The 15,200-nt window shown below is 58.5% G+C and carries 14 protein-coding genes; 8 read left to right on the top strand and 6 right to left on the bottom strand.

What is annotated here, in order from left to right; translation table 11 throughout:
- The first annotated feature begins 93 nt into the window (after positions 1-93).
- From rnd to J7E41_RS20055, 4 genes are all read left to right on the top strand, one after another.
- Complete coding sequence (gene rnd / locus J7E41_RS20070) at positions 94-1,227, top strand: ribonuclease D (protein WP_214995524.1); 1,134 nt, start codon at positions 94-96, stop codon at positions 1,225-1,227.
- Positions 1,224-1,517, top strand: a complete 294-nt coding sequence (locus J7E41_RS20065; RefSeq protein WP_155586391.1) for a YcgL domain-containing protein — start codon at positions 1,224-1,226, stop codon at positions 1,515-1,517. The genes rnd and J7E41_RS20065 overlap by 4 nt, the downstream gene beginning before the upstream one ends.
- Positions 1,518-1,639: 122 nt before the next feature.
- Positions 1,640-2,572 carry a D-2-hydroxyacid dehydrogenase gene (locus J7E41_RS20060; RefSeq protein ID WP_214995522.1) on the top strand — a complete coding sequence of 311 codons (933 nt, stop codon included), beginning with the start codon at positions 1,640-1,642 and terminating at the stop codon, positions 2,570-2,572.
- Positions 2,573-3,011: 439 nt separating this feature from the next.
- Positions 3,012-6,269 (top strand): OspG family effector kinase, encoded by a 3,258-nt coding sequence (locus J7E41_RS20055; RefSeq protein ID WP_251029591.1) that lies wholly within the window; start codon positions 3,012-3,014, stop codon positions 6,267-6,269.
- Positions 6,270-6,359: 90 nt separating this feature from the next.
- Here J7E41_RS20055 and J7E41_RS20050 read toward each other — a convergent pair whose 3' ends face one another.
- On the bottom strand, positions 6,360-6,953 hold the full coding sequence (locus J7E41_RS20050) for a nitroreductase family protein (protein ID WP_214995518.1): 594 nt from the start codon (positions 6,951-6,953) through the stop codon (positions 6,360-6,362).
- 187 nt (positions 6,954-7,140) lie between these two features.
- Here J7E41_RS20050 and J7E41_RS20045 point away from each other — a divergent pair, with 187 nt between their 5' ends.
- Positions 7,141-7,590 carry a YcgN family cysteine cluster protein gene (locus J7E41_RS20045; RefSeq protein WP_214995516.1) on the top strand — a complete coding sequence of 150 codons (450 nt, stop codon included), beginning with the start codon at positions 7,141-7,143 and terminating at the stop codon, positions 7,588-7,590.
- 11 nt (positions 7,591-7,601) lie between these two features.
- Positions 7,602-8,840: a hypothetical protein gene (locus J7E41_RS20040; protein WP_214995514.1), complete on the top strand. Its 1,239-nt coding sequence runs from the start codon at positions 7,602-7,604 to the stop codon at positions 8,838-8,840.
- Positions 8,841-8,965: 125 nt separating this feature from the next.
- Here the strand turns inward: J7E41_RS20040 and J7E41_RS20035 are convergent, their stop codons facing one another.
- From J7E41_RS20035 to J7E41_RS20025, 3 genes are all read right to left on the bottom strand, one after another.
- A complete protein-coding gene (locus tag J7E41_RS20035; RefSeq protein ID WP_214995512.1) occupies positions 8,966-9,316 on the bottom strand; it encodes a YgaP family membrane protein in 351 nt (116 codons plus the stop codon).
- 68 nt (positions 9,317-9,384) lie between these two features.
- Positions 9,385-9,852, bottom strand: coding sequence for an RNA methyltransferase (locus J7E41_RS20030; RefSeq protein WP_063032537.1), 468 nt, complete (start codon positions 9,850-9,852; stop codon positions 9,385-9,387).
- Positions 9,853-9,960: 108 nt separating this feature from the next.
- Complete coding sequence (locus J7E41_RS20025; RefSeq protein ID WP_003210675.1) at positions 9,961-10,335, bottom strand: YajD family HNH nuclease; 375 nt, start codon at positions 10,333-10,335, stop codon at positions 9,961-9,963.
- A gap of 175 nt (positions 10,336-10,510) precedes the next feature.
- Here J7E41_RS20025 and J7E41_RS20020 point away from each other — a divergent pair, with 175 nt between their 5' ends.
- Complete coding sequence (locus J7E41_RS20020) at positions 10,511-11,431, top strand: ParB/Srx family N-terminal domain-containing protein (protein ID WP_214995511.1); 921 nt, start codon at positions 10,511-10,513, stop codon at positions 11,429-11,431.
- 51 nt (positions 11,432-11,482) lie between these two features.
- Here the strand turns inward: J7E41_RS20020 and J7E41_RS20015 are convergent, their stop codons facing one another.
- On the bottom strand, positions 11,483-12,169 hold the full coding sequence (locus J7E41_RS20015) for a spermidine synthase (protein WP_214995509.1): 687 nt from the start codon (positions 12,167-12,169) through the stop codon (positions 11,483-11,485).
- A gap of 81 nt (positions 12,170-12,250) precedes the next feature.
- Between J7E41_RS20015 and J7E41_RS20010 the strand changes: the two genes are divergently transcribed.
- The gene (locus J7E41_RS20010; RefSeq protein WP_214995507.1) at positions 12,251-12,538 is read left to right on the top strand and encodes a hypothetical protein; all 288 of its coding nucleotides are present in this window, start codon (positions 12,251-12,253) and stop codon (positions 12,536-12,538) included.
- Positions 12,539-12,606: 68 nt separating this feature from the next.
- Here J7E41_RS20010 and J7E41_RS20005 read toward each other — a convergent pair whose 3' ends face one another.
- Positions 12,607-14,661 (bottom strand): S9 family peptidase, encoded by a 2,055-nt coding sequence (locus J7E41_RS20005; RefSeq protein ID WP_214995505.1) that lies wholly within the window; start codon positions 14,659-14,661, stop codon positions 12,607-12,609.
- Positions 14,662-15,200 lie beyond the last annotated feature (539 nt).

Here is a 15,200-nt window from a genome sequence, read left to right as displayed (position 1 = left end):
CTGTCAGACTTTTCATGGCCGCTCTTGCACTGCGGATGCTCGCAAATCCCTTTAGCGATATATACTGCGCGCCATTCTTCAAGGGAGAGCCGTGTGGCCATCGATATTCACTGGATCTGCGACAACGATAGCCTCGGCCAGCATTGCGCCCAATGGCAGCAGTTGCCATTCGTCGCCCTCGACACCGAATTCATGCGGGTCGACACCTTTTACCCTATTGCCGGGCTGATCCAGATCGGTGATGGCGCGCGCGCTTATCTGATCGACCCCTTGACCATCGACAACTGGCAACCCTTGGCCGCCTTGCTGGAGAACCCGGCGGTGATCAAGGTGGTGCACGCCTGCAGCGAAGACCTGGAAGTGTTGCTGCGCCTGACCGGCAGCCTGCCGGTGCCGCTGTTCGACACCCAATTGGCGGCCGCGTACCTGAACCTGGGCTTTTCCATGGGGTATTCGCGGTTGGTGCAAGCCGTGCTCGATATCGAGTTGCCCAAGGGCGAAACCCGCTCGGACTGGCTGCAGCGGCCATTGTCCGAGACGCAAATCAGCTACGCCGCCGAAGACGCCGTGCACCTGGCGCAAGTCTACATACGCCTGCGCCCCAAGCTGTCTGACGACAAATACGCCTGGGTCCTGGACGACGGTGCCGAACTGGTGGCCAACCTGCGCCGTGAAGTCGACCCTTACGAGGCCTACCGGGACGCCAAGCTGGCCTGGAAACTGTCCCGGGCCCAGCTTGCCGTGCTGCGTGAACTGTGCGCCTGGCGTGAGCAGGAAGCCCGCGCCCGTGACCTGCCGCGCAACCGGATTATTCGCGAGCATTCGTTATGGCCCCTGGCCAAGTCTCAGCCGGATAACCTCGCCGCCCTGGCAAAAATCGAAGACATGCACCCGCGCACCGTGCGTCAGGACGGCGAGTTCCTGCTGGACCTGATCAAGCGTGCCGGCAGCGTGTCGATGGACCAATGGCCACCGGCGGTTGCCGAGCCTTTGCCGGTAGATGCCGCAATATTGATCAAGCAGTTGCGTGCCCTCGGCCAGGCTGAAGCAGAACGCCTCGACATGGCGCCGGAACTGATGCTACGCAAGAAAACCCTCGAAGCCCTGGTCAAAAGTGGCTACCCCGAGGGCCCTTACCAATTGCCTGACTCGCTGCGTGGCTGGCGCCGCGAGTTGATGGGCCAGGCGCTGCTGGACAGCCTGGCCACCGCCGGAGAACAGCCTTGAAGCGTATTTGCTCCATCTATCGCAGCTTGAAACGAAACGAGATGTACCTCTACGTGCTGAAAAGTGATGCGCTGGAGCGCGTTCCGGAGACCCTGCTGGCGGCGTTCGGCAAGCCCCACCACGCCTTTGACCTGGTACTGAGCCCCGAGCGCAAGCTGTCCCGCGAAGACATCGCGGTGGTTCTGGAAAACCTCGAGAAGCAGGGGTATCACCTGCAAATGCCGCCGGCCGAGGACGAGTACATCGAACACTTGCCTGACGAACTGCTGCGTCGCAACGACCCGATGTGATCGGTACGAGCCCCGTCAGGGGTTCGCTCATGAAATGGAATCGTATTATCTGGCGGCGGCCCGAGGGATACCGTGAATTTGCTGCTTGCGGCCGCCTGCACTGTTTTTGAAAGGTTTGAACCATGCGCGTTCTGATTGCTGAACACGATCATCCGTTGTACGCCCAACTGCTGCGCGAAGCCGCGCCGGACCTCGAAGTGATGACCAGCGGCGACTCCGCTGAATTATCGCGCCTGGCCGCTGATTGCCCGGTGTGGCTCGGTCAACCGGACCTGCTGGCGACCCTGCTGCGTCAGGGCCACCACCCGCAATGGCTGCAATCGACCTGGGCCGGGATCACCCCGTTGCTGGCTGAAGGTTTGCCCCGCGACTATCGCCTGACCCGCGCCGTCGGCATTTTTGGCCAGGTGATGGCCGAATACGTGCTCACTTACATGCTCGGCCACGAGCGCGAAGTACTGGCGCGCCTGGTCAGCCAGGTGGAGCGCAAGTGGGACAACCGCATGGGCCAGAGCTTGGCGGGGCGCAAGGCACTGATCGTCGGCACCGGTGATATCGGTCGCAGTGTGGCGCAGTTCCTCCAGCCCTTTGGGGTCGAGCTGTATGGCATCGCCAGCGAAGCCCGTGAGCAGGCACCGTTTGTTGAAGTGGCCGGGCTGGACCAGCTTGGCCGGTTGGTGGGAGAGGTGGACTACGTGATCAACCTGCTGCCCAACACGCCGAACACCCACGACGTGTACGACGCGGCGTTGTTCAAGCAATTCAAGCCTACCGGTTTATTTATCAACGTCGGACGCGGTGTGGCGGTGGTGGATGCTGACCTGGTGGAAGCCTTGAAGGAAGGGCATCTGGCGGGCGCGGTCATCGACGTTTGCCGTCAGGAGCCGCTGCCGCAGCGTCATCCGTTCTGGACGGCCTGGGGCTTGCTGCTGACCGGCCACAGCTCGGCGCCGACTTCACCGAAAATGATGGTGCAATTGTTTGTCGAGAATCTGCGGGCGTATCAGGCCAAGGAAGCGTTGCGTGGCGAAGTGAGTTTCGAGCGCGGGTATTGAAAAAAACGATTAAATCGACGGCGGTCAGGTTCGGACGTGGACACTTTCGCACCAAACATTAACCCTGCATAACCGGGAATGATTCGGCGAGGTGTGCGATGGCCGGCGCTCACAAACGTCTGTTAACACTAAGCTGATTTCGTCGTCGCGGGTCCCATGTGACGCTGGTGCTCTTCTTCAAAAAGAGTACTTGCTCATGTTGAATCTTGGCGTTGCGTCCTTACCTCCTCATGACATCCCTGTGATGCCCGTAGGGTTGACCGATCAAACAGCGGGTCCCTCAAGAAGCCCACCAGGGGAGCCGAGTCGAGCAACTGGTGGATCATATTTACCAGGGCCCCTCACCCAAACTAGCCCTTCGCTCGCCCCAAAAGCTGACCTGAAAGTTGCACTGGGTGATAGGCAGAATTGGAAGACATTGGGACAAAAGCTTAACGAAATGGCTGCAAAGCTGGGTGTGAACGCCACCCCTCAGGCGGTGCAGGCGGCGCTGAAAAGCACACCGATGGACGTTCAGCCCGATTCGTCCTACTCGACGCAGGTCGGCAACGCCGCAACCCTTGAGACTTTCATCAGGGGCTATGGCTTGCACGTGCCCACCACCCATTTTCATCTTGCAAGCCTTGCTGACTCGGTGAATGAGAGAGCCTTGGCGCATCCTTTCGGCAACTTTGGGGGTGGTTTGTCCTGGCCTGTTCCCCTGAGTGCCAGTGAGCAACGTACGTTGCTGGACACCGCCATTCATTATGCCAATCGCAATCCGAATAAACCGCAAATCGGCCCGAGCGTGGGTGTATTGGAAGACCTGAACAGTAACCAACCGCTCTGCGGTGAAGCGTTACGCGACCCGGCCAAAGCGCTGGAGGTGATCGTCAGCTCCGCCCGCGGGCAGGCAATGGGGCTGGCCATACAGACCCAATTGAATGGCATTGCCACCGACACCAGCATCAATGAATACGCCTTGGCAGCCATCCATTCGGTACTGGACCCGGAGTCCATTACTGTCCCCCGCCGAAACAAGGTGGCAGGCTTTGACCTGATGCAGCCGCAACACTGGGGCAAGCCGGCGTCAGTGGTGCTTGATGGGCTGAGCGAGCACCTGAGTGTCAGCAGCAAGGCTACCCCCGAAATGGCCAAGGTGGGTGCGTACCTATTGCTGGCAAGGAGCGCCCCTGAATTTTTGATCAAAGACATCCCCTTCAGCGTGACATACGGCAGCCCGGCCTGGGTCAGCCTGTCGATCGCTGCGGCGACAATAGAAGCTCAGTCTCCAGGCACGGTACCGAACATGACCTTTGCCCAAGTCATGCTCAAGGCCGAGGGTGCAGCTTTGGCCGATCCGGCAAACACTCAACTTGCCCAGAAGGCAGCGTTAATGGACTGGGGTGTGGTCAACGGCATTATCCTTGAGAAAGAAAATGATAGTTACAATCTCATCGAAGTAGAGAGCGTAAGAACCGCGTTCAATCAACAATTGCAGGAACGGATAGCGGCTTCGAAATTATTGGAAACCGAAATTCCAAGTCGTAAAGAAGTTGCACTGGCCAAACTTAAAGCGCGGTTCGCAGAAAACGTACCTTTTGAAGAAAAGCTCTTAAGGGTCAACACTGCGGGGCAGCCGTCAGCCCAGGCGCTTTACGATCCGAATCGGGCGCCTGCAGGCCTTCATTCGATGCTGGATATCGCCATGAGCGGGCTGGACCAATACGAGTGGAAATCGACGGACCAACGTATTATCGAAGCAACGAAAGGCAAGTCTCTTAAGTTCGATGTGAACAAAACTTTCAATGATCAATTCAAACAGGCAATCGATTCACGCAAGAAGGGTATCAGTACCACTGTCAAACACCTCATTGCTCAGCTTCCATTGGCCGACAGGCAAAACCTGGAATATGCGAAGCTCGAATTTTTCCAAAACAATACTTACAAGCTGGGTATGGGCTTTACGGGTAAAACGCTGGAGCACAAAAATGACAACCTGCTGGTGAAAACCACAGGTGTTAATGGGGTGACTGTTTATGAAATTGACCTGAAGAATGGCGCCATCACGACTGTGCCGCCTTATGTGTTGACAAGGCAACAAGAGCGAAATGCCAATCTGATATATCCGATAGAAAAGTTTACGCCGGCTAACGCCAGCGAGGCCGACTTGGGACAAAAGCAGCCAGGCAGCACTTCAGAGATCCCCTTGAGCTTTTCCAGCACGCGGACCCGGTTTATCGCCGATGCGTTTTTCGAGCATCTCGATATCGACAATAAAGATGCTGTGAAACAGGCCAGGGGGGGCACTACTTACGATCAGCAAATGGAAAACGAGTGGAAAATAGCGGATTTTTTCCTGAATCTCGTTCCGCTTAGATCGGCCATTGTCAATTTTCAGAACGGTAACTATCTGGACGGCGCGATAGATTTGGGCATGGATATCTTTGGTTTCGTCACTGCCGGTGTGGGAGCTGCTGCCAAGGTGACGAAGGTTGGAACCACGGCCGTCAACACGACCATCAAGGCAGTGAAAGTCGCAAAGATCATCGGCACCACTGCTGTCGGCGTATTCAATCCTGTGAGTGGTTTGGGTGATTTGGCGGTGGGAGGTGCCGGATTGGTACGCAGAGGGGCTGGCTTGCTGCTCGACAAAGGTCTTGAAGGGGTTAATAAGCTCAGAGGCGCATCCGGCAGTTATGACTTGTTGAAGGCGGCCAGCAAACAGTATGAGGCAGCGGCAGCGGGGATCTTCAAGGTTGCAGGTCATAGTGTTGAAGGGGGGGCTGTACTGTGGAACGGCAAATGGTATGCCTTCGATGCAAACAAGATGCGGCCATATGGCAGCCCGCTCGAAGGGTTCACCTCTAAAACGAAGGCTGTGGATGGCGTGCTCACCACGTCGCGTATTGAGCCGGGCAGTGAGTTGAACAACAGGCTCTTTGGTGAGCTCAAAGTCCCGGAATCCCGCATAGCCGGGCTCTCGCGTAACAGTCAGGGGGTCTATGTCGCGACCGATGGCCACCTGTCCCATATCCGTCATACCGACAGTACCGGACAAACCGCAGTCTACGAAGTACGACACGTCACCCGAACCGCTGACGGCGTTGCCCAGGCACGGATCTATCACAACAATCGACAAACGCCGGTATTGGTCCAACATGTGGAGGGCGATCAATGGCAACGCCTGGCTGCCCGGGGCGGAGATCCGCTGTCGGTCGCATCCGATCTGGGGCCTGTGATTGGGGGCGGCGGTGAGGGGGTAATTTACGCAAGTCTGGATGGAAGAAGTGTTTATAAAGACCTCGGTCAAACATCTTTAAAGCCCTTTGCGGGTTACATGGATATGGAAACACGATCCCTGAATAAATATTATGGTGAGGGTTTTGCAAGGACGATCATTGAGGATGGCCGTAAATATATAAAGATGGGAAGGATTGATGGAGTGGATCTTAGTAAGTTTGAGAAGGGTAGTTTGCCGTCGCAAGCGCGATCACTACTTGATGATGTATTTGTGCAGATGGAAGGGAAGGATATCTATCACAATGATCTGCAGTTGAAAAACTTCATGTATTCCTCACGGGACAAGAAGATTTATCCGGTGGATATGGATTCGCTGAGTTCTGAGTTTATGGTGCCGGTTGTCATGGATTCTTATAACCGACATAAAGAAGCGCTGCGCCGGGCCTTTAGCGGTCTTATCGCTAAAGTGAGTTGATCCATTTCAGGTATACCCTGCCGTTTTTAACGGCAGGGTTTTCGTGTGTTGCACAGGGGCAGGCAATGACCTGCCAAGTCTGCATCAGCCTTAAAGACTGAAATCCCCTTCCGCCACCAGCTCAGTTAGCGGCCGACGCGGGCTCGGGGTTTCCCGGGCTTGCAGGTAGTCCGCCAATGTCGACTTGTCGCCCAGCTTGCCAACAGCAACGGCCGCGTGCAGTGCATAGCCTTCGGGGATTTTCAGTTCCTTGCGGGTCAGCTCCTGGTCGAAACCGGCCATGCCATGGGTATGCCAGCCGCTGATGCTGGCTTGCAGCGCCAGGTGGCCCCAGGCAGAACCGGTGTCAAAGGTGTGCCACAGGGCCGGGGTTTCTTCGGTGGCGCCAGGCACGGCGAAGTCGGTTTTCGAGATCACGATCACCAGGGCCGAGGCATGTTGTGCCCAGCCACGATTGAATTCGTTCAGCAGGCCCAGGAAACGCTCCCAGTTCGGCGTGTCACGGCGCGCGTAGAGAAAGCGCCAAGGCTGTGAGTTGTACGCCGACGGCGACCAGCGGGCAGCTTCAAAGAAGCTCAGCAGGGTTTTTTCCGGGATGCTCTCGCCGGTAAAGGCCCGTGGTGACCAGCGGTCGGTGAACTGCGGGTGAATGGCATAATCGGCAACGCGTGGGTGGGTGCTCATGGGCAGTTCCTGGTGACGGGATGGGCTAGGGTTGCAAGGTGCAGATCAAAAAAACAGGGACTCAAAACTACTGCGCCTTTCGGGTGGCTGACAAGTCTTGTTCTACCGGCAGTCGTAAGCGCTTGGCCCCGAGGGCCATGGGCACTAGACTGGCGGCCTTTTAACATACCGATACTGATGTAGAGCCATGGCCGCCAAAGTCGAACCTTTCTGGATCCGCAAAACCCTCGAACAACTCGACCAGGATGAGTGGGAGTCGTTGTGCGACGGCTGCGGCCTGTGCTGCCTGCAAAAGCTCGAGGACGAAGACGACAACAGCGTCTACTACACGCGCATTGCCTGCAAACTGCTGGACCTGAAAACCTGCCAGTGCACCGATTACCCCAATCGTCGCGACTCGGTGCCTGACTGCATCCAGCTCACCCCGGGTCAGGCCGACCAGTTCAAATGGCTGCCGCCCACCTGCGGTTATCGACTGGTCAGCGAGCGCAAGGATTTGCCGCTGTGGCATCACCTGGTCTGCGGCGATCGCGACGCCGTGCACCACGAACGCATTTCCCAGTCCGGGCGCATGCTCAGCGAAGGCAGCGTGGCCGAGGACAATTGGGAGGATTACCTGATTTTCCGCGCAGGCTGAAAGGAGTGCGTATGACGGTTGGAAGGAAGCTGGCCGCAAGCCTGCTGTTGCTGGCGTTGAGCGCGTCGGCATGGTCGGCCAAGAAAGTCGACCTGGACTATCACGTCAAGTTGTTGCCCCAGAGCGATCAAGCCGAAGTGCGCCTGAGCCTGTCCCAGGGCTCGGCCGTGCGCAGCCTGAACTTTGACCTGGGCCGTGATGACGATTACAGCGATTTCAAGGCCGATGGCCAGTGGCAAGTTCTGCCGGGCCATACCGCCGGTGACAGCCGAGGCGTGTGGCAGCCCAGTGCAGACAAGGCCAGCCTGACTTACCGTGTACGCCTCAGTCATGCCCGCAAAAAGGGTATCTATGAAGCGCGGATGACACCGAGCTGGGCGCTGTTTCGCGGTGAAGACTTGGTGCCGACGGCTCGTCTCGATCAGCAAGACGGCATTGAGTTGGTGTCACGACTGATCTTCGAACTGCCGCCCGGCTGGAAAAGCGTCGAGACCACCTGGCCGCGCATCGGCAAAAACAAGTTCCGCATCGATAACGTTTCCCGCCTGTTCGATCGGCCCACCGGCTGGATGCTCGCCGGTACGCTAGGTACACGCCGGGTACGCCTGGGGGAGACCGAAATCACGGTGGCCTCGCCCAAGGGCCAGGGTATGCGGCGCATGGACGTATTGACACTGCTGACCTTTGTCTGGCCCCAGGTGCAAGCGGCGTTTCCTCGCCATCCGGCCAAGCTGCTGGTGGTGGGCGCCAGCGACCCGATGCGGCGTGGTGCGTTCTCTGCGCGGGATTCGATCTACCTCAACAGCCGCACGCCACTGGTGAGCGAAAACGGCACCAGCCCACTGATGCGTGAGGTGGTGCAAGCCATCGGCCGCTTCAATGGCAGCCAGAGCAGTGACTGGATCAGTGAAGGCCTGGCGGAGTATTACGCCATTGAACTGGTGCGCCGTGCCGGTGGCATCAGTGATGAGCGCTACGCTGCGATCCAGGCCCGGCTGAACAAGGAAGGGAAGGCGGTGACGACGTTGCGCGGTGACCAGGTCAGCGGCGCGACCGTGGCGCGGGCGGTGGTGGTGTTGCAGGAGCTGGACCGCGAGATCCGCCTCAAAACCCACAACAAGCGCTCATTGGATGATTTGACTCAGGCAGTAATGCGCTTGAACAGCATCAGCACGAAGGAGTTTGTGCAGTTGGGGGAAAGCATTATTGGCGAGTCGTCGGTGGTGCTGGATACCCAGTTACTGCGCTGATCGTTCGGACAAAATCGATTAAAAATGTGGGAGCGGGCTTGCTCGCGAATACGGTGGGTCAGTCAAATATGCATCAACTGACACACCGTATTCGCGAGCAAGCCCGCTCCCACACTTAATTGTGTTCAGCCAGTGGTTTTAGCGGTTTTTTCAGCCGCGACTTCCGCCTTGGTCTTGAGGTTCTTCAGCTCTTCCCCTGCCCGCTCGATCTTCGTGCGCACGGTATTCATTTCCTGACGGCTCTTTTCCAGCAAATCTTTCGCCGAGCTGTGGCCGCTGATGCCACGGGCCAGTGCCACGCCGCCAATCGCCACCTGGATCAAGCCGAAAAAGCCGCCACGGCGCAGGCCTTTGCCCATCATCACCACACCGCCCGCCAGGGAACCAATGCGTTCCCAGCCCTGCACGTTCTGTGTGGGGCGGGTCTGGAACGGGGTGGACTCGATGATAGGTCGCAGGGTTTTGCTGTCGCTCATGATCTGTCTCCAACAAGGGTCATTGATAGATAGCTGACTGTAGGTGGGACACAGATGTTCCCGAAAAATCAGTACTTGGGTCCCGAGCGGGTGTTGTTGCCCTTGGCCAGGCGGTCATAAAGCACGACGTTGACGGTGGCGGCGAGGTTCATGCAACCGGTAGTCGGGATGTAGACCACGTCTTCACACCAGTCACGAATCTCCTTGTCCAGGGAGCCGTCTTCCGGGCCGAAGATATACAGCGCGCGGTCAGGGTGAGTGTATTCGGGGAGAGGGCGGGCGCCTTCCACCAGTTCCACGGCGACCGGGATGCAGCCCAGGGGCAGGATTTTTTTCAGGTCGTCGATGCCGATCAACGGAATGTCGTGGTGGACCTTCTTGGTGTCGGTGATGAAGTCCCGGGCCCGTTCATACCGCTTGCCGGTGTAGAACACCGACGCCACGCCATAACAGCCGGCGGCGCGCATCACCGAACCGACGTTCTCGGGTGACTTGGGGTTATACAGACCGATGCAGCTGTAGCGTTTATTGCCCACGGGGAAGGGTGCCTTCGAGAAAAACCGCGATTATACGGGGATTGCTCCCAAGGCGGGCGGTTTGCAGGAAGGGTGTTGATTGGGCAATTGCCCAATCAACAAAGCCACTCAGTCGTCTTTCTTCATCAGGCCAGCCAACGCCGCAAATGGATTATGCGTCGCCTTGGCGATGGTCGGACTGCTGGTGGAGCCCTCACCGAAATACTGCTGGTCGGTATAGCGCGAGTGCTCGTTGTCGTGACAGTACAGGCACAGTAACTCCCAGTTGGAGCCATCCTGGGGGTTGTCGTCATGGTTATGGTTGCGGTGGTGCACGGTCAGTTCGCTCAGGCGCTTGCCAGCGAATTCACGGGCGCAGCGGCCGCACACGTGGGGGTACATCTTCAAGGCTTTGTCGCGGTAGCCCATTTCCCGGTCGCGCTGGGCATCGGCGAGGATGCGGTCCAGCTTGGCGGTGTGGGAGGGCGGGTTGGTCGAGCTCATCATGGCTCCTGTGTTTTAGTGGATCACGGATAGCGTTGATTCTAGCCGTTGGCGGAATAATTAGCCCCAGGCTTTTTTCAACGGTGCCCCCGTCCCGTGGCAGGTTATTTTGTAATGTTGCTGCTCGATCATCGGCTGATCGTCTGGAGAAATCACTATGAAAGGATCCTCATTCATGCGCTTGCAATCAGGGCTGTTGGCCCTTCTGTTGTGTGTTGTCACGGCTCAGGTCCAGGCGTTCTCGACGCCCAGGCCGGGTCAGGTAATTGATGTCGCCCTGGAGCAATTGCACCCGACCCAGGCGGTTATCGGTTTTGATCAGATCTATTACAAACTGGGGTTGTTCGCAGCGTCGCGGTCCAAGCTGTTCGACGAGTACTGTGAGACCAACGGTCAGGGCAAGGCCGACAAGGTGCCGAAAAAGGCCGATCTGCAAAAGCCGGACAGCTTCACCTGCAAAGACCCTGTGGGCACTCACCCTGCGGATATGAAAACCGTGGTGGTCGGCCCTGCGGGCCAGTTGTACCTCACTGACGGCCACCATACGTTCAGCAGTTTTTGGGAGCAGCCCGGCGCTGGCGCCCAGTTGAAGATGTGGGTGCGGGTGACCGACGACTTCAGCGACAGCCCGAACCTGGCCACTTTCTGGCAGCGTATGGAGCAGGGTCGCAAGGTCTGGCTCAAGGACAGCCAGGGCACAACCATTGTGCCGACGCAAATTCCTGCGCACTTGGGCTTCAAGGACCTGCAGGACGATACCTTCCGCAGCCTGGTGTACTTCGCGCGCAAGGCGTCCTACGGCAAGCCGACTTCGGACGCCGTGGTGCCGGAGTTCCTGGAGTTTTATTGGGGCGGTTGGTTGCGACCACAAATTGACCTGACCGCGTTCAACCTGAACAAGAAGGACGGATACAGCGACGCCATTGAAGCAGTCGCCAAATTGATGGTGACGCTGGCGTCTGATGCACCGGTGGGTGATAGCGGCTTCACCGCGCAGCAGTTAGGGGGCTTTACGTCGCTCAATCGCAAGGAACTGGAGAAAACCTTCGAAGAGAAGGTGGCGTATGTGATCGATTACCGGAACGGGTTTCGCTAGGCCGCCTGATCGCTCCCACGTTCGTGCGTGGGAGCACCTCCTGATAGAGCTTTAGCCCTTGAGCTTTTCAGCAATCCAGATGGTATGCCGCGTGCCCTTGTTGCCATGGGCAAACACCTGGACTTCTTCGGCCTTGAACCCGGCCTTGCGCAGTTTTTCGCTGAATTGTTTATCCGCGCTGGCTGACCACACTGCCAATACACCCTTGGGCCGCAGCGCTTTGGCGCAGGCGCTCAGGCCACCAGCGGAATACAACCAGCTGTTGGCTTTTTGTGTCAGGCCTTCGGGGCCGTTATCGACGTCCAGCATGATTGCATCAAACCCCTGGGGTTCGGCCTGCAGTACCTTGGCCACGTCTTCCATGCGGATCACCGTGCGCGGATCCAGCAGTGGTCGGCCAGACTTCTCCCCTAACGGCCCGCGATTCCACTCCACCACGCCCGGCACCAGCTCGGCGACCACCACTTCGGCAGTCTTGCCCAGATGCTTGAGGGCCGAGGCCAGGGTAAAGCCCATGCCCAGCCCGCCAATCAATACCCGTGAATCGGGCCGGCCGGCGACTTTGCGGCACGGAATCTCCGCCAGCGCGTCTTCTGAACCGTGCATACGGGTGTTCATCAACTGGCCACCGTCACCGCCCTGGATCTTGATGACAAAGTCCTCGCCGTATTCGAACAGGCACAAGGCACCGCCGTTGTCGGGGATCGGGGTGGTGTCCAGCAGAACGAAACGTTTCATGGAAATCTCATTGAGAAGGGCATTCTTGCGCGGTTGGGAGTAGCCTTGGGACTGGATTACAGTCAGGCCATGGAGCCATCGATGAAGTGCAGCATTCTAACGGTCATTGTATGGAGCGCGCTCACCTTGAGTACCGCGTACGCTCAGGAGTTGCAAACCGTACCCATTCCTCCCGCACCCACGCCGGGTTCGCCGGGCACTGCAACGCCCACACCCTACCCGCAAGTGACCCCGCCGCCGACGCCCAAGGCGCCCGGCAGCACCGGTGCGCCTTTGTTGCCACCGATTGAAATGCCCAAGCCGCCGAAGGACCAGACGCTTCCCGGCTTGCAGCAGAACGACATCAAGCCCAAGGCGTCAGGCAGCTAGAACCGGCTGGGGCAGCTATCTGTTGCCCGGCGGTCAGGCGTTCAGGCCCGACTGCCGGTTGGGCGTGCTTAAACCAGCCCGAGCGCCTTGAAAACAAATCCATATTCGAGTGCTACGTCACGTAGCCCTTGATAGCGCCCGCTCATACCGCCATGGCCGGCCCCCAGTTCAGTCTTGAGCAGCAGCAGGTTGTCATCGGTCTTGGTGGCACGCAGCTTGGCTACCCATTTGGCCGCTTCCCAATACTGCACCCGGCTGTCGTTGTAGCCCGCGATCACCAATGTGGCTGGGTAAGGCTGGGCGCTGACGTTTTCGTAGGGCGCGTAGGCCTTGATCCGTTCGTATACCTCAGGCTCCTCGGGATTGCCCCATTCGTCGTATTCGGTGACGGTCAGCGGCAAGTCCGGGTCGAGCATGGTGTTGAGCACATCGACGAACGGCACTTCGGCAATCGCCGCCTGGAACAGCTCAGGGCGTTGATTGAGCACCGCACCGATCAACAGGCCGCCGGCACTGCCGCCGCTAATGGCCAGTTGCTTGGACGTGGTGAGGCCCTGGGCGATCAGGTGTTCGGCGCAGGCGATAAAGTCGCTGAAGGTGTTCTGCTTGTGTTCCTGCTTGCCGGCGCGGTACCAGGCTTCGCCCAGCTCGCCACCGCCGCGGACATGGGCAATCGCGAAGGCCACACCGCGCTCCAGCAGGCTCAGGCGGGCGTGAGAGAACCACGGGTCAAGGCTTTCGCCGTAGGCGCCATAGCCGTAAAGGTACAGTGGCGTTGGCTTACCGAGTTGATCGCGTTTAACCACAAGGCTGATGGGCACCTGGGTGCCATCGGGCGAGGTCGCCCACAGCCGTTGACTGACGTAATCGTCGGCGTTGAATGCGCCCAACACCGGGGTTTCCTTGAGCACTTGCTGCGCGCCGCTGGCCAATTCCAGCTGGCGGACCTGAGCCGGGCGGTTCAGGGCTTCATAACGCAGGCGGATCTTGTCGCTGACGAATTCCAGGGTGTTCTGCACGTACAGGCTGTAGGCCGCGTCCGGCAACTGCACCCGATACGCCGGCAGGCCTTGTGGGTGAACTTCGATGATCGGCAGGCCACCTTCGCGCAGGCTCAAGGTCATGGCCCGGGCGTTGAGGCTCACGCCATCGAGCATCACCGTGTCGCTGTGAGGGACCAGGTTCTGCCAGTCTTCCTCGGCTGGCACGTTGCCGGTGTCGGCAGCCTGGAACAAGGCGAAGTTGATCCCGTCGCGGTTGCTGCGGATAAACCAGGTCCACTGATCATTCAGTTTGCCGTGGTCGACGTCGTATTCATGGCCTTCGATTCTTGGTGCCAGGCAGGTAAAGGCCTGTTGTGGCTGGTTGGCGTCCAGGGCCCAGACTTCGCTGGTGGTCTTGCTGCCCAGGGACAGCAGCAGTTGCCGCTCGGAGCTTGCCCGGTAGCAATGCAGGAAGAAACGTCCGTCCGGCTCATGGAACACTTCTTCGGCAACCGTGCCGTCCAGGCGATAGCGATACAGTTTGTGCGGGCGATGGGTGTCGTCCAGCTCGCCAAAAAACAGGGTGAGGCTGTCGTTGGCCCACGTCATGCTGCCGTCGCAATCTTCGAACGCCAGTTCGCTGACTTTGCCGGTGGCCAATTCTTTCACGTACAGGGTGTAAATCTCTTCGCCGCTGGTGTCCAGGCTGTAGGCCAGGCGCTGGTGGTCCGGGCTGATGCTGAAGGCACCGAGGGAGAAAAAGCCGCCGTTGGCCAGCACGTTAGGGTCGAGCAGCAATTCTTCGGCACTTTCGTCCACCTGCTGGCTGTCATCGGCCGGGCGTGGGCAGCGGTAGTGGCGGGCGTATTCGTCACCGGCCGTGGTGCGGGTGTAATACAGGTACGGCCCCCACGGAGAGGGCAGGGACAGGTCGGTTTCGAGGATCCGCCCCTTGATCTCTTCGAACAGGGATTCGCGCAGGGCTGTCTGATCCGCAAGCTGCGCCTCTTGCCAGGCATTTTCCGCCTTGAGGTAGTCGAGCACCTCGCTGCTGTCGCGTTCTTGCAGCCAGGCGTACGGGTCGTTTCCTGTGGCTTTGCGGGCAATCGGGGCGGCAGTGATGTGGGTCGATGGGGGCATGGATCACTCTCTGTCTGGCAGTTGGCCGACGGCATTGCAGCCTCGGCACTCAAAAGCCGTTATCATAGCGGCCTGTGTGCGACACGCGTAGCGTGTCTCCATACTTCGAGGTGAGGAGTCATCTTGAAGGGTTTTCGAAAGAAAGCCGAGAGCTTGGGTACCCAACCTCAAGAAACAAAACCGTCCCAGAAGTTCAATGCCTTCAAGAACTTGCCGCAGCGGCGGTGGCTAACCCAAGGTCGATTAGCGCTCGGTGGCTCGACCGCAATACCGGATTTCGGTATTGGAGTGCCTACTACATATCAGCCCTATCCAGGGCTAAACCCATGCGGGAGAGAATCCCCGCTGGGGTTATCTCTTGCTTTTGAAACAGGAGGTAACAATTCTTTGGGCGTGCTGCCTCGGCAGTCCCTGCTCACATCAAACCGGAGACATGAGCGAAAGCTCTGTCTGTCATTGTCCAACTACCCTGTTTGTTCACAGGGGGGCAGCGGACTCGTTGTACGACCAACGATAGCCTAGGAAAACATGCGTCACTG

The sequence above is a fragment of the Pseudomonas fluorescens genome, from assembly GCF_018614655.1.
Lineage (GTDB): Bacteria > Pseudomonadota > Gammaproteobacteria > Pseudomonadales > Pseudomonadaceae > Aquipseudomonas > Aquipseudomonas fluorescens_BX.
The sequence above is the reverse complement of the archived record's forward strand: the minus strand, read 5'-3'. Positions and strand labels throughout refer to the sequence as shown.